The sequence below is a fragment of the Clostridium thermopalmarium DSM 5974 genome (assembly GCF_002995795.1).
Taxonomy (GTDB): domain Bacteria; phylum Bacillota; class Clostridia; order Clostridiales; family Clostridiaceae; genus Clostridium_H; species Clostridium_H thermopalmarium.
Window position 1 is genome coordinate 108361 of sequence record NZ_PVXN01000021.1, and the last position, 21857, is coordinate 130217.

Annotated in this window: 20 protein-coding genes; 2 read left to right on the top strand and 18 right to left on the bottom strand. The window is 28.3% G+C overall.

Going from position 1 to position 21857, the window contains the following annotated elements:
* Positions 1-3: 3 nt before the first annotated feature.
* The 6 genes from hrcA to gpr form a co-directional block, all read right to left on the bottom strand.
* Entirely contained in the window at positions 4-1071 is a 1068-nt protein-coding gene (gene hrcA, locus CPAL_RS05385; protein WP_061858661.1) for a heat-inducible transcriptional repressor HrcA, read from the bottom strand.
* Between the two features lie 195 nt (positions 1072-1266).
* The gene (gene hemW / locus CPAL_RS05390; RefSeq protein ID WP_061858660.1) at positions 1267-2388 is read right to left on the bottom strand and encodes a radical SAM family heme chaperone HemW; all 1122 of its coding nucleotides are present in this window, start codon (positions 2386-2388) and stop codon (positions 1267-1269) included.
* 34 nt (positions 2389-2422) lie between these two features.
* A complete protein-coding gene (gene lepA, locus CPAL_RS05395) occupies positions 2423-4231 on the bottom strand; it encodes a translation elongation factor 4 (RefSeq protein ID WP_061858659.1) in 1809 nt (602 codons plus the stop codon).
* A gap of 90 nt (positions 4232-4321) precedes the next feature.
* Positions 4322-4759, bottom strand: coding sequence for a hypothetical protein (locus tag CPAL_RS05400; protein WP_061858658.1), 438 nt, complete (start codon positions 4757-4759; stop codon positions 4322-4324).
* 51 nt (positions 4760-4810) lie between these two features.
* A complete protein-coding gene (locus CPAL_RS05405; protein ID WP_061858657.1) occupies positions 4811-5908 on the bottom strand; it encodes a stage II sporulation protein P in 1098 nt (365 codons plus the stop codon).
* 55 nt (positions 5909-5963) lie between these two features.
* Positions 5964-6941: a GPR endopeptidase gene (gene gpr, locus CPAL_RS05410; RefSeq protein ID WP_061858656.1), complete on the bottom strand. Its 978-nt coding sequence runs from the start codon at positions 6939-6941 to the stop codon at positions 5964-5966.
* A 269-nt stretch (positions 6942-7210) separates the two neighbouring features.
* On the opposite strand from gpr, the gene rpsT reads away from it, so the two are divergent.
* The gene (gene rpsT / locus CPAL_RS05415) at positions 7211-7477 is read left to right on the top strand and encodes a 30S ribosomal protein S20 (RefSeq protein WP_061858655.1); all 267 of its coding nucleotides are present in this window, start codon (positions 7211-7213) and stop codon (positions 7475-7477) included.
* Between the two features lie 118 nt (positions 7478-7595).
* Here rpsT and holA read toward each other — a convergent pair whose 3' ends face one another.
* The 5 genes from holA to CPAL_RS05440 form a co-directional block, all read right to left on the bottom strand.
* The gene (gene holA / locus CPAL_RS05420; RefSeq protein ID WP_106024232.1) at positions 7596-8618 is read right to left on the bottom strand and encodes a DNA polymerase III subunit delta; all 1023 of its coding nucleotides are present in this window, start codon (positions 8616-8618) and stop codon (positions 7596-7598) included.
* A gap of 46 nt (positions 8619-8664) precedes the next feature.
* Positions 8665-10002, bottom strand: coding sequence for a ComEC/Rec2 family competence protein (locus tag CPAL_RS05425; RefSeq protein ID WP_061858653.1), 1338 nt, complete (start codon positions 10000-10002; stop codon positions 8665-8667).
* 65 nt (positions 10003-10067) lie between these two features.
* Positions 10068-12659, bottom strand: coding sequence for an HAD-IC family P-type ATPase (locus CPAL_RS05430; RefSeq protein WP_061858652.1), 2592 nt, complete (start codon positions 12657-12659; stop codon positions 10068-10070).
* A 124-nt stretch (positions 12660-12783) separates the two neighbouring features.
* The gene (locus CPAL_RS05435; RefSeq protein ID WP_061858651.1) at positions 12784-13026 is read right to left on the bottom strand and encodes a hypothetical protein; all 243 of its coding nucleotides are present in this window, start codon (positions 13024-13026) and stop codon (positions 12784-12786) included.
* Positions 13027-13112: 86 nt separating this feature from the next.
* Positions 13113-13772 (bottom strand): ComEA family DNA-binding protein, encoded by a 660-nt coding sequence (locus tag CPAL_RS05440; RefSeq protein WP_061858650.1) that lies wholly within the window; start codon positions 13770-13772, stop codon positions 13113-13115.
* 178 nt (positions 13773-13950) lie between these two features.
* On the opposite strand from CPAL_RS05440, the gene CPAL_RS05445 reads away from it, so the two are divergent.
* Positions 13951-15186 carry a D-alanyl-D-alanine carboxypeptidase family protein gene (locus CPAL_RS05445; protein ID WP_106024233.1) on the top strand — a complete coding sequence of 412 codons (1236 nt, stop codon included), beginning with the start codon at positions 13951-13953 and terminating at the stop codon, positions 15184-15186.
* 27 nt (positions 15187-15213) lie between these two features.
* Here CPAL_RS05445 and CPAL_RS05450 read toward each other — a convergent pair whose 3' ends face one another.
* The 7 genes from CPAL_RS05450 to CPAL_RS05480 form a co-directional block, all read right to left on the bottom strand.
* Positions 15214-16116: an RluA family pseudouridine synthase gene (locus CPAL_RS05450; protein ID WP_061858704.1), complete on the bottom strand. Its 903-nt coding sequence runs from the start codon at positions 16114-16116 to the stop codon at positions 15214-15216.
* Positions 16109-16492 (bottom strand): RidA family protein, encoded by a 384-nt coding sequence (locus CPAL_RS05455; RefSeq protein ID WP_061858648.1) that lies wholly within the window; start codon positions 16490-16492, stop codon positions 16109-16111. Before CPAL_RS05455 ends, CPAL_RS05450 begins: the two co-directional genes overlap by 8 nt.
* Positions 16493-16517: 25 nt before the next feature.
* The gene (locus tag CPAL_RS05460; RefSeq protein WP_242976289.1) at positions 16518-17762 is read right to left on the bottom strand and encodes an LCP family protein; all 1245 of its coding nucleotides are present in this window, start codon (positions 17760-17762) and stop codon (positions 16518-16520) included.
* Complete coding sequence (yqeK, locus tag CPAL_RS05465) at positions 17759-18343, bottom strand: bis(5'-nucleosyl)-tetraphosphatase (symmetrical) YqeK (RefSeq protein WP_061858646.1); 585 nt, start codon at positions 18341-18343, stop codon at positions 17759-17761. Before yqeK ends, CPAL_RS05460 begins: the two co-directional genes overlap by 4 nt.
* A gap of 14 nt (positions 18344-18357) precedes the next feature.
* Complete coding sequence (gene nadD / locus CPAL_RS05470) at positions 18358-18960, bottom strand: nicotinate-nucleotide adenylyltransferase (protein WP_061858645.1); 603 nt, start codon at positions 18958-18960, stop codon at positions 18358-18360.
* A 73-nt stretch (positions 18961-19033) separates the two neighbouring features.
* Entirely contained in the window at positions 19034-20149 is a 1116-nt protein-coding gene (locus CPAL_RS05475; protein ID WP_061858644.1) for a Ger(x)C family spore germination protein, read from the bottom strand.
* Positions 20146-21768, bottom strand: a complete 1623-nt coding sequence (locus tag CPAL_RS05480) for a spore germination protein (protein WP_106024234.1) — start codon at positions 21766-21768, stop codon at positions 20146-20148. Before CPAL_RS05480 ends, CPAL_RS05475 begins: the two co-directional genes overlap by 4 nt.
* Positions 21769-21857: the final 89 nt, after the last annotated feature.

Here is a 21857-nt window from a genome sequence, read left to right on the forward strand (position 1 = left end):
CTCTTATTTATCATTGAAATAAATTTTCTTAATATTATTATTAAGTATTCCAACTAATTGGGTTAATAATGAAATGACTTTAGAATATTGCATTCTTGTAGGACCAATAACGCCTATAGTTCCAAGCGGTTCATTTCCTAAGCTATAAGTTGCAGAAATTACACTGCATTCTTTTGCATCTTCTACTATATTCTCTTTACCTATGCTTATATTTATAACATTTGAATTATTAGAATTTTGCTTCATACCCGCATTAAATAACTTTGATAAAAGATCTTTATTATCTACTAAAGATAAAAACTGCCTTGCTTTTTCTACATCATTATACTCTGGATAATTAAATATATTAGATGCTCCTTCATAGTAAACTTCGCTATTATCAGCTCTATTTAAAGCATCATATAAAACAGTAATAATAGCATCAAAAATATCTTCATATCCTGTTAAGCCACTCTTTAATTCATTTATTACTTTTAAGTTTATATCCTGTATAGTCAAGTTTGTAAGCTTACTATTTAAAAAATTTGAAATCTTTTGAAGTGCATCATTGTTTATCACTTTATTAATCCTTATTAAATTATTATTAATCATTCCATTTTGTGTAACTATTATAGAGAGAATGTTATTATTGTCAATACCTAAAAGCTGTATCATTTTTATAGAACTATTTCTCACAGATGGAGTTTTAACTACACAAGTTAATTTAGTAAGTTCTGAGAGCAATAACACCGCCTTTTTGACTATTTTATCTACTTCATATAGTGCTTCGTTAATAAGCTGCGTCTTTATCATTAATTCTTCTTCCTTAGTCAATTTAGGTACTTTAATGAGTTTATCTACATATAATCTATATCCTTTATCTGAAGGCTTTCTCCCTGAAGATGTATGAAGCTGCTCAATAAGTCCTAATTCCTCTAAATCAGACATTTCATTTCTTATAGTAGCTGAACTTATTCCTAAATCATATTTTTTGGCTATAGTTCTAGAACCTACCGGCTCCCCCGTGATGATATAATCATGGATAATAGCTTGTAGTATCTTAATTTTTCTTTCATCAATGTTAAAATCCATATATTTCATCACCTCTTTTATTAGCACTCTATTCAACTGAGTGCTAACGACTATGTTTTAAAATTATCACTCAACTATTTTTTTGTCAACATTACCATGTTTGCATAATGTATTCATTTTTCATAAATATCTCTATTCAATTAATATTCTCTTATTAAATCTCTTTTTTTCTCATGTTTCCCATATATTTTATTATCATAGTATAAAATCGCTCATAATAAAGTTTGAAATTTCAATTCCTCTTGGTGATAGAAATATTCTATCTCCTTTTTCAATAATCATTCCTTTATTTTTATATTTTTCAACAACATCTTTATATACATTAAAAATGGATACATTAAACCTCTTTTGAAAATCTTTCATAGATATTCCATCTATCTTTCTTAATCCCATAAACATAAATTCTTCTATATCGTCTTTCAATGAATTCTTATTTTTCTCAATCACAGCAGTTCCGTGGGTATTTATATCTTCTATATATTTTTCTACATTCTCTTCATTTCTAAACCTATAGCCATCTATATAGGAATGAGCTGAACTTCCACAGCCTAAGTATTCATCTAAATTCCAATAGACTAAATTATGTTTACACTCTCTATTTTTTTTAGAAAAATTAGATATCTCATATTGATGATATCCCTTTGATTTTAAAAACTTTAATGTATATTGATACATCTCTCTTTCTAATTCTTCTTCAGGTAAATTTAATTTATTCTCTTCATAATACTTATAAAAAGGTGTACCTTCTTCTACTATTAGACTATAGCAAGACAAATGTTCAGGCTCTAATCTAGTAACCTCCTCAAGTGTTTCTTGCCATTCATCTAAGGTTTGGTTAGGGAGCCCAAACATTAAGTCAACATTTATATTTTTAAAACCTAACTTTCTTGCCATACTAAAACTGTTTATAAATTCATCTTTAGAGTGTATTCTTCCTAAAGATTTAAGATGATTATCTTGCCAAGCTTGAAGTCCTATACTTAGTCTGTTTACTCCCATGGATTTGAATAGCTTTAGCTTTTCTTCACTAAAAGTTCCAGGATTCCCTTCTACAGTAAACTCCAAATCTGAAATCTTATTCAGCTTATCTATACTTCTTTTTATAATATTCCACGCTTCTAAAGATAAGTAGGTGGGAGTTCCCCCACCTACAAAGATTGTTTTTATTCTCTTATCTACGCTAACCAATTCTTTAGAAAGGGCTTCTGCATAAGATATCATTTGTTTTTCCTTTCCACAAAAGGAAGGAAAATCACAGTATAAACATTTTTGCTTGCAGAATGGAATATGAATATAAAGCGCTATATCTTTATTCATTTCTCTTTACTACCTTTCATTTTATTCATATATCCTAGTCATCTACCTTAAGTATTGACATAAATGCTTCTTGTGGAACTTCTACACTTCCGATTTGACGCATTCTCTTTTTACCTTCTTTTTGTTTTTCAAGAAGCTTTTTCTTTCTTGAAATATCTCCTCCATAGCATTTTGCAAGTACGTCTTTTCTCATGGCTTTTACTGTTTCTCTTGCTATTATTTTTGATCCAATTGCCGCTTGAATAGGAATTTCAAACATTTGTCTTGGAATTACTTCTTTTAATTTCTCAGCAATAGCTCTACCCTTCTGGTATGCTTTTTCTTGTGGAACTATCATGGATAATGCATCTACAATATCTCCATTTAACAGCATATCCAATTTAACTAGCTTAGCTTCTTTATATCCATGTAATTCATAATCTAAAGATGCGTATCCTCTTGTTTTTGATTTTAACTTATCGAAAAAGTCGTAAATTATCTCATTTAAAGGAATATAATATTTTAACACTACTCTTGTAGTTTCAATATATTCCATGTCTATAAAGGTTCCTCTTCTATTTTGGCATAATTCCATTACCGAGCCTACATAATCTGAAGGAGTTATTATTGATGCCTTAACTACTGGCTCCTCCATTTTATCTATCTCTGTAGGGTCAGGCATATTAGTTGGATTGGTCATTTCAAGCATTTCTCCATCCTTTTTATATATCCTATATATAACTGATGGAGCTGTAGTTATTATGTCTAAATTGAACTCTCTCTCTATACGCTCTTGAATTATTTCCATATGAAGCAACCCTAAAAATCCACATCTAAAGCCGAATCCTAAAGCTATAGATGTTTCAGGCTCAAAAGACAATGCAGCATCATTTAGTTTTAACTTTTCTAGTGCTTCTTTTAATTCGTCATATTTTGCTCCATCCACAGGATAAATACCACTGAATACCATAGGAATTGCTGGTCTGTAACCTTCTAATGCCTCTTCTGCTGGCCTTGTTGCATCTGTTATGGTATCTCCTACTGCTGCATCTCTTAGATTTTTTATTGAAGCAGTAATATATCCAACTTCTCCTGCTTTCAACTCTCCAGTTGGGAGAAAATTAGGAGTAAAAACCCCAACTTCTGTAACATCGTATTCTTTTCCACTAGCCATAAACCTAATTTTAGTCCCTACTTTAACTGAACCATCTTTAATTCTTACATAACAAACTACACCCTTGTAACTGTCGTAATATGAATCGAATATTAAAGCTTTTAATGGAGCTTCTTCATCTCCATCTGGAGCTGGTATTTTTTCAACCACAGCTTCTAAAACATCTTTAATATTTAATCCCGTCTTAGCTGAAACTAAAGGTGCATCTTGAGCTTCTATTCCTATAATATCTTCAATCTCTTGTTTTATTTCATCTGGCCTTGCACTTGGCAAATCTATCTTATTTATAACTGGAACTATTTCAAGATCGTGGTCTAAAGCAAGGTAGCAATTAGCTAAAGTCTGTGCTTGTATGCCTTGCGTAGCATCTACGACCAGTATAGCTCCCTCACAAGCTGCTAAACTTCTTGAAACCTCATAGTTAAAATCCACATGTCCCGGAGTATCTATTAAATTTAATATGTATTCCTCTCCATTATCTCTCTTATACACCAATCTTGCAGCTTGTGATTTTATAGTTATACCTCTTTCCCTTTCTAGCTCCATGTTATCAAGCACTTGATTTTCCATTTCTCTCTCCGTAAGGGTTCCAGTCTCCTCCAAAAGCCTATCAGCAAGTGTAGACTTTCCATGATCTATATGCGCCACTATTGAAAAGTTTCTTATATATTTTTTTCTATCGTTATGCATGTATTTTACCCCCATTGTACATCATAAATTACAATAAATTATAACATAAGAATCTAGACATATGTCAATAATAAGTATTAATAAGTATTTTTAAAGGAACTTTGAACAAATATTTTTAAAAAATGTAATCGTACCATTTTTTATATCCTCACTAGTACTATGTAATTTAAACTTTAAATTAGATACTATTCTACTATTAATATAAAATACGTAATTTTTAGTATCTATCCTAAAATCAAACGGCTTTGCACTAAAAAGTATTCTAATTCTTGGTATGGTTATTTCATCTTCTTGAGTACTCTTTTTACCATTTATATCTACTATATCATACTTACTTGGATAGCTAAATACTTCTATCATATGATCTAAATTCAAATGATTTCTATAATTGTTATAGTAAATGTCTTCGTTACTTATATCTGATGCTATGCTCATATATATTTGTCTATTCAAATTCAAGTTTACTTTACATAAACCTATAAGCAAAAATATTATCATTATTAATGAAAGTATTTTTATTCTTTTCATAAAAAAAGTACCTCCTTCTATATAAGGATGTACTTTTTTATATCATTTTATTCAATTCTTTCCATTTATGTATTCGGCAATTATTCTAGCTAAATATTTAGTGGACGCTTTGGCTTCATCTATAGTATTTACATGAGAACCAACTTCCATTAAAACTATATTTTCATTAAGGTCTTGACTATAAAATTGTCTCCCTTGATTATAATAGAAGGTTCTTTTATAAAAACTATTTGTATTCTTATTTCCCGGATAAAGTTTATTTGATATTTCTTTTAATTTTTCCGCAAGTTGAATATTTTTTTTGGAGTTTGGATGATTCTTCGTCATAACAAAGGAAAATCTAGCTACACTTTCTCCATTTATTGTCGTTGTCATTACATCTTTATTTTCTACTGAATCTCTATGCAAATCTATTATGAGTTTAAAATTCTTATATTCTTTTAGATATTTTTGCAGTGTAACTCTGGATTTTGCATAACTTCCATTGTATGTCTCAATGTCGTGTATTGTGGTATCATGTATTGTACTTATACCATACTTTTCTAATTCTTTTTTTAGTTGCTCTCCTACTGCTGCAACGCTTTTATTTTTATCCACATTGCTACCATACTTATTGGCATAAGGCTTATAACTTTCACAAGTATGAGTATGATAAATGAGAACTTCAGGTTTTGATGAAAGTTCTTTTTTTAATTCTTCACTAAAACTAGGTACAGAATTCATGTCTGTACCATTTTGTACTTTATTTTCTTCTATATATACTTGATCATCGTTTAATACAAATTCATCAAATGCATTTTCAGGATCTTCATTATTTTGTAATTTTTTTGAATAACTTAACTCTGCACTTACATAGGAAATTTCTTTTCCAATTATAGACATATAATTTTTATTGTTTATTCCAATACTTCTTAACAATGTTTCTTTAAATGAATCTGTTTCATACTCTTCTCCTTTAGCCACACTATTTAATTTAGTTAAGGGCATAGTATAATGAATTACTCTTGAATAAAATCCATTTATAGGTTGATTTTTATTAAAATAAAATCTTTTAGCACCACTTAGCATTATTATAGCAATCAATAGTCCAACAACAGACAGGCTCAGTATGGCTTTAAATTCAAATCCATCATTTTTTCTAAAGTTCATTTATATCCCTCCTCTGTTTTAATTAATATATATGAAGGGATACTTTTTTATATTACTAATTTATATATTTATTTATATCTTCTAAAGTTAAAGCAGGTTGAAGAGCTATGTTTATTCCGTTAGCTATAATTTTTGAAATTACATCAATCACTAGATCAATATCCTTAGGTGTTACTACCATATCCCCAATTTGTGGATACAAAACCTCATTTAAAAGTCTCTGTTTTTCATCTTTATCTAGTGAATTTAACATATTGTAAAAATCACTACCTTTAGTTGCTTCCTTTATAAATGTATCTATAGCTAAATCTATAGTATCATTTGCTAAAGTGGCTGCATGTACCACAGTTGGAACTCCTATAGCTAAAACTGGTATACCTAATGTTTTTTCACTAATTTCCATTCTCTTATTTCCTATTCCAGACCCTGGAGATATTCCTGTATTTCCGATTTGAATAGTCTTATTCATTCTATCTGTTCTTCTAGCAGCAAGAGCATCTATACAGATTATTAAATTAGGTTTAATATCATCTGCAACAGCTTTTATTATTTCTCCCGTCTCAATTCCAGTAAGTCCCAAAACTCCTGGAGCTAATGCACATACTGGTCTCACATTTTCATCTATACTGTCTGGAACTAGTTCCTTTAAGTGTCTTGTTATCATAAGTCGTGATATCACCTTTGGTCCTAATGCATCAGGAGTTATATTCCAATTGCCAAGGCCTACCACTAGCGCAGTCATACTTTTATCTAAAGAAATCATACTGGATAAAGTTTTAGCAAATACCCTGCTAACATCATCCGCTACATTTCTATCAAAATTAACGCTTTCAGGCATTTCTAAGGTGACGTATCTTCCCATAGGTTTTCCCATATTTCTTTCACCAATCTCATCTATTATCATAACATCTGTAACATGTACTCCACTTTCAAAATCTTCTTTTATTTTAACTCCTGGTATTTTTTCTCCCTGATTTTGTTCTTGATAAATTTCTTTTGCTTCTATTGCTAAATCAGTTCTTACATTTACCATAACTTCACTATCCTTTCTTAATCAATACTTATAAGTATTTTTACCTAATCTTAATTTAATAATTCGTGATACTTAGAATAATAATATTGTATTAATTCATCTTAAACAATTAATTTATTTTTTATAAATTGAAGAATTGCTTTTTTACAAATTTCTACTTGAAGTACCTAGTAAATAATGCTATAATATCATTTGTTGAGTAAGGCAATGGTACGAAGATTCCCCGAAGCTGCTTAACCCTATTAAATCCATAAGGGGGTGAAAAAGAAATGGCAAACATTAAATCAGCTAAAAAAAGAATAAAAGTTATTGAAACTAAAACTCTTAGAAATAAAATGATTAAATCTGCATTAAAAACACAAATTAAAAAGTTTGAAGCTGCTGTTGCTAGCAATAATTTAGACGAAGCTAAGGCTGCTTACACTAATGTTGTTAAATCTTTAGATATGGCTGCAGCTAAAGGAGTTTTACATAAAAACAAGGCTGCAAGAAAGAAATCAAGATTGGCTGCAAAATTAAATGGGCTAAGCGCTTAATAAAATAAACCGGTGAATTCACCGGTTTTTTTGTTACTTTTGCCCTAATATGATAACAACTCTAAATAATATACTGACCAATATATTATTTTAATCTTTTTAACTCTCTTATTAATTACTAAACTATTGCCGTATTTATAATGAGAAGTTCCATTTCCGTCTTTTCATCTACAGAAGTACTTTTTAAATTCTTTTCTGTGTTCAAACAAAGATTTATTATTTTTTCAAGCTGTTCAATACTAAATTTTTTGCTTTGCATCATCATCTTTTCGCATACATATGGATGAAGCTTTAACTCTTGTGTTAAATCATCTTTACTTTTACCTTTACAAATACCTAACTTTATATCAAATAAAAGTTTGAATTGTCTTTGTATCATTCGCAGTATTACACTTACAGACTCTCCTTTAAACAACAATTCATTTAATACATCTAAAGCTACTTGAGGCTTTCTTTGAGATAAAAATTCTACTAGATTAAATATATCATTATCTTCTTTTCCGCTAACTAAATCATAAATATCTTTAGGTGTTATTTCTCTTCCTTCTGTATAAGAGCATAACTTCTCAATCTCATTTTCTATTATGTCTATATTATTTTCTACTAAACTACAAAATAAAGCTAAGTCTGCTTTACTTATTTCTTTGCCTTTTTCCTTAAACATGTCTCCAACTTTTTTTTGAAGAGATGCTCCTTTTAACTTGGAAAACTTTACTGTACAAGCTAACTTACTCATCTTTTTTAGCTTATCGCTTTCTTTTTCTTTGTCGTTTTCAAATATATAGTACATAATTAATATACAATGTTTAGGTAAAGTTCTTATATAACTACCAACTTCCTTTGAAAGCTTTTCCATAGACTTATCTACTCTATCCTTTAAAAAATTAGCTCTATATATGAGCACCACCCTTTTATCACTCATAAAAGGTAAAGTTTCACAAGCATTAATAATACTATCTATAGTAATATTTAGACCATCCATTTCAACATAGTTAAGTTGTAAAAAATTTTTACTTAATACTTTATTAGCTATTTTGTTTATAGTATCTTTTATAGTTTGTTCATCGCTACCGCAAAATATATAACAATTGGATATTTCTCCTCTTTTTAATTTGCCTTCTAATGCTGAATAATCTAACACCTTTTTTCCTCCACATAACTAATAAAATTTATTTCTATTTATGTTATTATACCATGTTATACATTATAATAAAACACATAAGAGCTGCAGGAAAATACATAAGTTCCTTATATCCATGCTTTATAAAAACATAACTCATAAACATAGCAAGCATTACTATTCCATAAAAATAATTGTATTCTGATAATGAAGGAGCAATTTTGAGAAGAAGATAAGTTCCACCTTCAATTGATATCATAGTAGAATATAATAATGAAGTTATAATCCTAAATAACATATCAAATTTAACGAATATAATTCCCAATGTTCCAAGAAGTACTACAAATGAATATAAAGGCGCAAGCATCAAATTTCCTGGTATAAAAAACATACTTATATTTTCTATGGTACACATGGTATAGGGCATAGCAAATATTTGAGCACTTAAGGTAACACTGAGATTTTCATTCAATTCCTTAGGCAGCATATAGAGAGCCCTTTGTATTTTTCCATTATAAATTATAATTCCTAAGGTAGCTAAGAAAGATAATGTGCACCCAATATCTAAAACATAATAAGGTTTTATTATAAATATAATAATAGCTGATAAGCTAAGAGAAGATAATCCATCATAGTTTTTATAAAATACCTTTGAAAGTTTTAAAATCAATATCATTACATAGGACCGTATGGTAGCCGCCTCCGCTCCAGTAAAAATCATATATAAAAAAGAACCTACAAGGCCTAATTTTATTCCTAATACCTTTTCCAATAATTTATATACAATTGCTAAATGAAATCCTGATACGCTTATTATGTGAGATATCCCTAGTTTATTTATCTCTTCTTTTATTTGAAAGTTTAAATACTTAGTGTCTCCGTAACATGCAGCCATAATAACTCCTGCATTTTTATCTCCTAACACCTTTGAATATTTATAATATAGCTTTTCCTTAAAATCATAAACTTTCTTTAAAAAATCAGTTCTTCCTTTAGAACAACTTTTAATTTTATATTTTCCTATAACTCCCTTAGAATAATCCTTATCATCACTAAAATTTCCTTTAACTACTATCTTTTCTCCCAATTCAATATTACTAAGATTACCATATAAAATAACTTTTCTTCCTCTGTAATCTCCTATATAAGAGCCCCTACTTTTCTCTATAATTCTAAACTTGGCACTTCCACCTATATCTACATTGAAATATATAAAAAAACTTAAGCATCCTATTATAAAAAAACATAGTATTAATATAAATCCTTTAATATTTTGAGTAAAAAATATTACTGCAACAAATATTATTGTCATCAATATTGCAAATATAATATTAATTTGTAAAAACATTAAATTAAGACAAGCTATATATACAGCTAACGCATAATATGTTAGAGGTCTTTTCATTTTCATATATACTCCTAAAAAATGTCTTCACATGGTAATATAACCAAATATGTGAAGACTAATCATTATTCTATATATATTCCTTTTATAAACTTTATTAAAAACACCTCTATAATTAAAAATATAATCATAATTTTCAAGTTCCACATTGATTTAGTTAAGCTCAATAAATAATTAGGATAAAAATTTCGGAAGAATAATAAACAAAGTATAAAGTTCAGTATGAAAATTAAAAGTGAGATTTTATTCTTTATTACATTCTTAATTTCTATAAAATAAAATGAAAATATAATTGAACTTATATACAATATTGCAAATAAACTTTCTTTACCTGCAACCATTTCTTTATTTTTTTCAATAGCAAACATTGCAACTAATAATATACTTACATATGCAATATATAGAATTATTCCAGAAGTAAATCTATTAAATATTCTTTTATCCATATAGACTTTATCGTAAGCATGTTCCTTAATATTCTCACTTTGACTGTATATAAGCAAAGAATTCAGCATTAAACTTATAAAATTAATCCATAGTATTTTAGTAAAATCTACAGAAATATGTTTAAAGAACACACTAATTGTAGTAATTGATAAAAATTCTATAATTGATATTATAAGATTAAAAAATATTATATTATTTATATTTCTAATGAGTTTCCTACTTTTATCGATTAAAGATAAAAGCTTCACAAAATTTTTATCCTTTATGAATATATCTGCCATGTTTTTTGTTATTTGAGTACATTCTTTACCTGTAGCTATACCTATTTTTGAAGCTCGAAAACTAGGTAAATCTGTAAATCTGTTTCCTGTAACTGCAACATTATAACCTAACCTTTTAAACTCACGGCATATTTTCCATTTATTCTTGGAGGATATCTTTGAATATATTCCTACTTTTTCAACTACTTTTTCTATATCACCATCATCCATATTGTCAATTTCAACACCTGATAGCACCATGTCATTTTGATTTAGTATTCCCATCTTTTTTCCAAATGAATTTGCTGCTATCTTGTTATCTTCAGTAATAATCACTGGTTTTATAGCTAATCTTCTGCAATAATCTATACTTTCTATTGCACTTTCCTTCAGCGGATTATTTAGTCCCATAAGCCCTACAAAAACTAAATTACTTTCTATATTTTCATTTACACTTGGCTCATAATTAAAATTTCTATATGCAAAGCTAATAACATGTAATCCTTCCTTAGACAAGGCTAAATCCGCATCCCTTATACTTAATATATCTTTAAGTGTAATCTCTACTTCCATTCCATTTTTCATTATATGAGTGCATCTTTCTAATAGCTTATCTACACTACCTACAACATTTGCTCTATATTTATCTTCAATTCGATTTAAAGTTGTTTTTATTTTTTTGTCACCATCATAAGGTACTGTAAATATCCTTTCTTGCTCTTTTTCCAATACGTTCTTATATAAAAAATTTTTTCTTCCATATTCTATAATAGCTCTTTCTGTAATATCTCCCTTGTATACTTTCCCATCTCTGTCAACGTTAGCATCATTGCAAAGTAATCCTATAGTTATCATTCTATCTACGTTATCTTTATTTTCCTCTATATTTTCTAAATCTGCATCTATTATATTTTCACCACAAAAAAGTTTACTTACAAACATACTTTCTTTTGTCAAAGCCCCTACTTTATTTATAAGTAATACATTTATTTCTGATAAAGTCTGCATGGAGGATAATCCTTCTATAGTAATTTCCGCTCTCTTCATATGTTTTCTTATTATAAATGAAAGGATATCTATAATAAATATAATATGAACAGGTACTATAGTAAGATAAATTATAAATATCAAATTTATAAATTGGGATAAACTTGTTTTTCCGTAAATAGCATATAAGCCTATACCCACTAAACAAAGTATAAAAATTTTTGACATAAAATTAATAATGTTAGATATATTTTCTTCTAGTAAAGTTCTCTCATGATTTTCTTTTAATAAATTTTCGGTCATTTTGCCTATCTCGGTATTTTCTCCTACTGCCACTACTATCCCCTTAGCACTTCCATCAATAACAAAGGAAGATTTAAAAAGTATGTTTTTCATATCGCTAGGAAGCAGCTCTTTATCTTCTATTTTTGTTTCATACTTTTCTACTAAACTAATATCTCCAGTAATTGCTGACTCTTTAACCTTTAAATTTTCGCATTGCATTATCCTCAAATCTGCTGGTACTATGTCTCCTTTTTCTACATATACTATATCACCTACTACTAATTCTTCTGAATTTAGAGTAAGCAATTTTCCTTCTCTTACTACATCAGCTTTATGTGGAGCAATACTTCTAAGCTTATTTAATCTATTTTCATTTTTATAATCTTTAAAAGCGTATAATAACACAAAAAGGACGGTTGTACCACACAAAAAAACAGCAGCTTTAAAATTATTAATATAAATTAATAGTACAGATATAAATATAGCTAAAACACAATGTAGTTTTAACATGTGCTTAAAAAATAGAATAATAAAATTTTTATTTTTTAAATTTAAATTTTTGTTATCTCCGAAAACTTCTCTGCTTTCTTTTACTTTGTCTTCAGTAAGTCCATATTTAAAATCGCTTTTTAATTTCTTTACAACCTCATTCCAACTGCTATTATACCAAGTCTTCATAAAACTACCTCATTCTTTATATAGCAAATATATTTCTAAGCTAATAGTCGTATAATAAAAAATATACTTTAGTTTTTAGTATTCCAATTAAAAATATTAGTGAGCCCTATTAAGGACTCACTAGCTATTTTTTATCTTCAAAATAATTTGAGAAGAAGTAATTTTTTTCTCCATTATCATCTTCAATTAGATATAAAATAACACCATTAACTGAAGGTTTAATCTCATATTGAGCAGGCATTTTAACGCTTAATACTTCATACTCTTTTCCTTTAGTTAAATTAACCACTACTCCTGTTTTCTCTTGAGTATTTCTTTTAAATATAACTTTCTTTACTGGCTTATCAATTTCAATAATTTCTTCCATTTAATTCACTACCCCTTCTGTTGGTTTATATCCATAAATTTTAACATAAATAATATTATAGCATTTTTATAAACTTAATTCAAAATTTATCTTACTTCAATTTTATCTCTAAACTTAGCTAAAGTTTTTTCTCCTATTCTATCTACCTCCATTAATTCCTCTACAGAATTAAATTTTCCATTACTTTCTCTATACTCTATTATTTTTTGCGCAGTAACTTCTCCTATTCCTGGAAGGCTTACCAACTCTTCTTTACTAGCACTATTTATATCTATTTTTTTATTCTCTGAATCCAAATTGGGCGAATTTTCATTTCTATTACTGTTATTATTAACAACAGGTAAGGTTAATCTTTCCTTATCATTTTTGTTATATATTATTATACAATCTTCATCTTTTAATTTCATAGAACAGTTAACACTTAGTTTATCAGCATTTTCTGTAAATCCACCAGCCTTTTTTACTAAATCATATATCCTACTTCCATACTCCATAGTATACACATCTGGATTTTTAACTTCTCCTTTAATTTCAACAACAATATTCTTAAGTTCTTCCCTAGATGAATTATTTTTATCTAGGGAAGAATTATCCACAATTACAGAATTGTCATATTTATTAGATAAATTACTAATAACCTCATTATTATAAGCTTTTGGCTTAGATAAAATGTACCCAACCGTCAAAAATATAGTGCATATTATTATCATAGCTGCTGAACCTATTATTTTTTCTTTCTTATCCATAACATGTTCTGCCCTCCAACAATAATCTTAATGTTTTATTATTGCCACTATAAAAAATTTAATAACCTATATTCTATTAAAAAATACATTTTTAGACTATTATCAATTTTTAGTAATTATTTTTGATATAATCAAATTTTTTTGATATACTATTCATATAAAATTTAGGAGGTAAGTAATGCGTAAAATAATGACATTTATACTTATAGTTGTATTATTATCCTTTACAGTACATGAAGCAAAAGCACAAAGCTCTCCCCCTAATATATATACTGATGGCGTTGTATTAATGGATGCAGCTACAGGAGAAATATTATATTCCAAAAATATGGATACTCAATATCCTCCAGCCTCTACTACTAAAATTATGACTGCTCTTTTAACCCTTGAAAACGCTAATCTAGATGATGTGGTCACTGTAGGAAAAAATCCCCCTCTTATAGATGGCAGCAAAATATATTTATTTGAAGATGAAAAGTTGACAGTTAAAGATCTTTTATATGCTTTGCTTTTAAGATCTGCTAACGATGCAGCTTTAACTTTAGCTGAACATATATCCGGTTCAAGTGAAGAATTCGCAAAACTTATGAATAAAAGAGCTTTAGAACTTGGATGTAGTAACACTAATTTTGTTAATCCTAGTGGATTATACGATGATATGCATAGAACTACTGCTAGAGACTTAGCTTTAATTATGAAAGAGTTAATTAAGCATGAAGAATACATAAAAATATCTACAACATCAATGTATTATATACAACCTACAAATAAAAGCAAAGAAAAAAGACCTCTTTGGAATGAAAATAGATTAATACAAAAAAGTTCAAATTATTATTACGAAGGCTGTGAAGCAGGTAAAACTGGATATACTATTCAGTCAAAGCATTCTTACGTTGCAGTAGCTTCTCGAAATGGAATTAAGCTTATAGCTGTACTTCTTCATGATTCTAATAAAGCTTATTGGTCCGATGCTAGAAAGTTATTTGATTATGGATTTGAAAACTTCTCCAAAGCCACCTTATATTCCAAAGGAGATATGGTTGGAGAATATACAATAAAGGAAGGATTAAACATCCCTCTTTTAGCCGCTGAAAACTTTTACTATCTTAAAAACAAAGATTCAACAGAAACTCCTAAACTTAAAATAAATTCTAAGGATTTAAGCAAAACATCTTTTAATAGAGGGCAAAACATTCTAACTGCAGAAGTATTTTATAATAACAAATCTATAGGCAGCCTAAATCTAGCAAGCGGTGCTGATTATGCTTATAAAGCACCTGCATTAGCCTTAAAAAATAGTGTTAATTCAATAAACTCAATGAAAATTCTGGCCTATCCAGTCATATTAATCTTGCTTATCTCTTTATTGAGAATAAGAAAGAAAGTAAAACAAAAGAAAAGAGATAGATATTGATAAAAATCAATATCTATCTCTTTTCTTTTAAGATTTTAATTTATCAATTAAACTTTTCATATCTAAAGGCATATCACTTTCCAGTTTTATTATCTTTCGACTCTTAGGGTGAGGAAATTCTAATTTATAGGCATGTAATGCCTGTCTTTCTATATATTCTTTTTCCTCTTTTCCATATAATGCATCCCCAAAAATAGGATGACCTATACTGCTTAAATGTACTCTTATCTGATGAGTTCTTCCTGTTTCAAGAGTAAGCCTTACAAGATTAGCATCATTATATCTTTCTATAACTTCAAATCTTGTAACACTTCTTTGTCCCCTATCATCTATAACTCGTTTTATGGTTCCTTCCCCAACTCTATATATTGGTTTATCTATTACTCCTTTGTTATCTTTCATATTACCATGGACTATAGCTAAATAGCTTTTAACAAACACATTCTTTTGCATGTCTCTTGCAAGAGCCATATGACTAAAAGCATTCTTAGCTACTAATATAAGACCTGAAGTGTCCATATCTAGTCTATTTACTAATCTTACTATACTATTTTCGTTTTTTTCTTTGAAATAATATAAAAGGCCATTAGATAAAGTGCCATTTAAATGCCTTTTTGTTGGGTGAACTACCATGCCTTTAGGTTTATTTACCACTATTATATCTTCATCTTCATAAACAATTTCTAAATCCATCTTTTCTGGAATTATATCTTGTTCTTCTTCTTTATCAATTTTTATTTCTATAATATCTTTATCCTTAAGTTTATAGGATAAGTTTACTTTTTCATTATTTACTTTTATTCTTCCATCTCTTGCTGCTTTTCTGATGAATCTACTAGAAAATTCAGCATTGCATCTTAGATATTCGCTAAGTTTTATGTCTTCTTCGATTTTTACCTTTAATCTTAATATATTTTCTTTATTATTCAACAAATGCTATAACCTCAATTTCTAGTAGAGCATCCTTTGGAAGTTTTCCAACTTGGAAGCAAGATCTTGCTGGTTGTTCACTTGTAAAATATTTTCCATAAATTTCGTTTACTTTATTGAAATCGTTTATATCTTTTAGTAATACAGTTGTCTTTACTACTTTATCAAAACTAGTTCCTGCTTCTTCTAAAATAGCTTTCAAATTTAGCATTACTCTTTCTGTTGCTTTTTCTATATTATCATTAACTAACTCCCCAGTTTGAGGATCTAAAGGAATTTGACCTGAAGTAAATAAAAGATTTCCAATTTTAACTCCTTGTGAATATGGTCCTATTGCAGATGGTGCATTTGTTGTACTGATTATTTGTTTTTTCATTTTCTCTTCCTCCTAATTGTATAATTTATTTTTTACCTAATATAATTATTATATCAAATTTTTCATAATTTTTCTCTATATTTTCTACTTTATCTATTTTTAAATCTTCTTTAATATACTTTATTTGTTTATTACTAAAGTTGCCTTTATTTATTAATATTTTTGTATATTCTGAGTCTTTTGTATTTCCTATTGAAGTATTTTTATATCCCTTCTTTTTAAGATATTCTCTATAATTTGCTGCAAGACCAGTTTTACCTGTTCCATTTAATACTTGTATATTTAATTTGCTTTTATCTATATTAAAATCATTATTTAAAGTTGTATTATAAATTCTGTCTAATAAATCTTTATTACTATTCTCATCATAAATAAAGTATGAAATTCCTCCAATATACTTGGTATGTCCTTTTAATGTTTCTATTTTTATGTCATTAGCTCTCATAAAAGCGTATCCATACTTTATTATTTCGTCTCCAGACATATTAGTTTCCACATACTTAGGCAAAGTCATAAAAATACTCGGTATTCTTGGTATTATTCTAGGACTTTTTAATTTTTCAATTACTTTTGAAATAAAAATGTGTTGATTTTCTATTCTTCCTAAATCCCCTTCTGCAAGACCGGTCCCATTATTATTTTTTCTCCATCTAAAAAACTCTTCTGCCTTTTTACCATCTAAATGAACTGTTTCTCCTTTTTTAAAATGTATGTGTAAGTCTTGAGCGGGATCATCGTAATCCATGTTGTTTTGTATTTCAATATCTACTCCGCCTATAGAATCCACAATTTCTCTAAATCCCTCATAATCTACCTTTCCATAATAGTTAATATCTATATCTAAAAGTTTTTCTACAGCATCAATAGCATATCTAACTCCACCTATAGCATGAGCTGCATTTATTTTTGCATTTTTCCCATTAATCTTTATTAAGGTATCTCTAGGAATTGAAATTACACTTACATCTTTATTTATTTTGTCATAGTGAATTAGCATAATTGTATCTGTCCTTTTTGGGTCATTTGCATTTTCTGCCCCTGGAGTGCCTATATCTACTCCTAAAGCTAATATATTTATAGATTCTTTATTGTCATCTGTTTCAATATCGTTATTTATATACTGTACATCATTTTCTCCTAGGTCAGAATTTTTGCTTAACTCTGAAAGGCCCATATAAAAATATGCTCCTACTGCAATAACTATTCCTATGATTACAGTTATTATAGTTATCATAGCCTTTAAAAATTTACTTTTTCTATTCTTACTCATTTTTTCCACCTATCTATAGTATACAACATATAATTCCTAGCATCTATAGTATCTTTGTGTAAAAGAGCATTTCTATCCAGTATGTATTTTATAGTATTATTAAAAGACATTATTAAAGCCTCATGTAACTTTCCATCATAAACTATTTTTCTTATTTCTTCCACACCATTAAAATCTCTTAATGGTTCTATGTAATCTGCTATATAAATTATTTTTTCAAGTAAGCTCATATTCTTTCTACCGGTGGTATGATAGGCTATTGCATTTAATACATCTTTATCCTCTATTCCCATAACATTATTTGCTATATAAGCTCCTGCATGCCCATGTAAAATGTTTGGAAAGTTTCTTGAAACTTCATCAATATTATAACCATATTTTTCACAAATATTTAACATTTCTTCATCCTTTATATATTTAGCACAATCATGTACAAGTCCTGCTATTTTGGCTTTTTCTATATCTCCTCCATATATTTCAGCCAGCTTTACAGCAGTATCTCTTACACTTAAGCTGTGTTCTAATCTACTCTTTCTTAAATTCTTTTTTAAATATTCAATGATTTGTTCTTCTGTCCACATATTCTTTCCCCTTTTCATCTATATACATTCATTTTTTTCAATGTTTCATTTAAATTTTTAGGGACTAAATAACTTATGTTTTTACCTTCCTTTATCTTACTTCTTATTAGTGTAGATGAAATTTCTAAAATAGGTATATCCAAAAAAATTATTTCTTTATCAAATTTGCTTTCCACTTCGCTTTTTTGTTTTAAGATGTCTTCTTTTTTATATCCACTTCTATTGAAAACCACAAATTTGCATGAATTAAAAATAGCATCTATATTTTTCCAAGTATAAATCTCCATTAAACAGTCTGCACCTGTTATAAAATACCACTGAGTATTAGGTTCCAATTTATTGAAGAATTCTAAAGTTTCATATGTATAGCTTAAACCATTTTTCTTTATTTCATAATCGCTAACTTTAAATTTTTTTTCATCTTTTACAACCATCTTAACTAATCCATATCTAATTTTAGCGTCGGTGACTATTTTATTAGTTTTATGAGGTGGATTCCCAGATGGAATGAAGATGATTTCATCTAATTTCAAATTATAAAGTGCTTCATAGGCTACATGCAAATGCCCATTATGTATAGGATCAAAAGTTCCTCCAAAAATTCCTTTCTTCTTCATAAAGCGCCTCCTACTAACAAATAGTATAGCATAAAAAACAAAATTTAAAAGGCAAGAAGCACATTTTATGTAACTACTTGCCATTAACATTTATAAAGTCTATTGTGTCATTTCCTGATTCTATCGATACTTCTACATTTACTAATAATTCTATATCTTTTATGATATCTTCTTCTGGTTCTTTCCTGAACTTTCTTAAATATTCTTCTTGTATATCAAATATATCTAACCCTTTTTCTTTATATTTATCAAAAATCTGATAACAGGCTTTCCTAATATTACTTTCTGCATTTTCTTTTAATTGCTTCAAGTTCTTATCGTTTATAATTAAACCTTTTTGAACACATCCAAGCACTGTATTCACCTTAATATCTTTAATTAATTTTACTTTATTATCCTCTTGTTTTATATTCGTATTGGTTTTACTATTTAGTATTTCCAAAGTAACAAATGCATCTTTATATTCAGGATTAGTTACTTCTAATGTTCCAAATGCCACATTATTCATTAAAAAATTGAATCCTTGCCCTTCTTCTATTGATATACTTCCTATCATTTTATCATTTTTTATTATAGCTCCTCCATTTACAAATATCTTTTTAAATTCCCCCACATCCTTTTTTACTTCTATCATAGATACTACATTAACCTTATCACCAATTAATCTTTGATTATTATAGTCATTGATACTTCTAAAAATTCCTCTTGAAGAAGATGCTATATTATCTAATAACCTATCTACATATATTCCTGTATATTCTCCTTCACTGCTTTTCATAGAAAGCAGCTCTTCTGGATCTCCTATTAATACACATACATATGGTCTTACAAGAAGCTCCTGATCTCTATCAAAAAAGTCAATAAAATTACCTATACCATATTCTGCAGCCTTCTGAGTAAATGCAATAATTTTATTTTGATTCAAATTAAGTTTATAACTTGACCCTAAATTTATGCTCCTTAAGGCTTCAAATATAGTTTTTCCTTCTCCTTTAAATATTACCTTTTGTCCTTCTGTAGTCCCTTCCATAGGTCTAAATCCCTCTATATATAGCACAGGATTATTATACTCATTTATATCTACTACTAAAGCAATAGAAAAGACTAATTTATTTATATCTTTATAATTAAAGCAGCCAGTAAATATAAGAGAACACATAATTATTAAACATAGTGCTATCTTTTTCATTGGTTATCATCCTTTAATTCATCCTTCTTTTGAGTATCCTCATTCTGATTATTATCCTCTTCCTTAGTATTTTTTAAGTCATCACTCTTATCATTAACATATTTTTGTTTATTCTGCTTTGAGTCACTATTTTTTTCATAACTATTATTTTGCTCAATATCCTTTGAATCATCGCTCTCCTGGCTATCACCTTTTTCAATATTATCTTTTGAAGCATTCATTTCTTGATCACCATTTTGAAATATGCTATTTGATATTTTATTTAGATCTCCTCTCAATATTACATCTTTATACTTAAACAACTCCAAAGTTCCCAAAGGATACAGATATGGATATCCACAGGTTTCTAATGCTGATAAATGGGCTATAAATACAAAAAAACCCATATAAAACCCAGGCAATCCTAAAATTGCTGCAAAGACTACTATAATTATGCTCCAGATAGACACATTTTTATAAAGGTTAGGTACTAAAAATGTGGATATGGATGATACAGCTATTATTACAATAGTACCTTGAGATGCAAGCCCTGCCCCGATAGCTGCGTCTCCTAAAATAAGAGCACCTACTATACTCATAGTTTGCCCTGTTGGCTGTGGAAGTCTTATACCAGCTTCTCTTAAAAGTTGGAAAAAGAATATCATAAGCAGCACTTCAACGACTGTAGGAAAAGGTACTCCTGCTCTAGAATTAGCTAATCTAAATACAAAAGATGTTGGTATAAGAGAAAAATGGTGTGTTCCTATAGCTATATAAAGTCCCGGGAGCAACAGTGCCATAAAAAAGGCTGCCCACCTTTGAATTCTTATAAAACTAACAAAATACTTATTAAAAGAATAGTCATCGCTAGCTTCAAAGTTTTCAATAAAAAAATATGGTGCTGTTATAACTTCAGGGCTACCATCAACGAGAATGGCTACTCTTCCTTCGAGCAACTTAGATACTACTTTATCTGGTCTTTCTGTGGTATCTATTGTATTAAAAATTGTTCCCTTAGCTCTTAGTCGCTCTTCAATATAACTTGCCTCTAAAATAAACTCTAAATTTGCACTTTCTATCTTACTCCTTACATATTTTACCAATTTATCAGGAGCAACTCCTTTTATGTAAGCTAATACTGTAGTAGTATTAGACTTTTTTCCTACTTTTATAGTTTCAAATGTTAAATTCTCATTTATAATTCTCTTTCTTATTAAAGCAATACTATCCACTATCAACTCATTAAAAGCTTCATGAGGTCCTTTTATTACATTTTCTCTTATATTTTCTGAAACGGCTCTCCGTGCAATATTTTTTGTCTCACAAAATATAACAGATTGAAAAAATTCAAATATTAATACTACATCTCCAGATAAAATATGAATAATAGCATCCTGCTCATCTTTCACATCTCCAAGTATACTTGTATATAAAACTTGACTTTTTACTGCTTCTATGTCCTCAAATTTATTTGTTTTCATTAAAGGTAAAATTATATACTCACTTATATACTTTTTGTCAACTAAACTATCTATAAAAATTGCATATATTTTTCCTTCCTTAGCCTGAATTTCTCTAAACTGAACATCAAAGCTATTTTTTAGTTTTTCTTTAATATAATTAATATATTTTTTATCCATAAAACCTCACCTTTAATATTGTTTGTGAAAGAATAGAATATTATTCACTTAGCTGTAGATACTAGAATTATAATAAGGAAAAATTTATT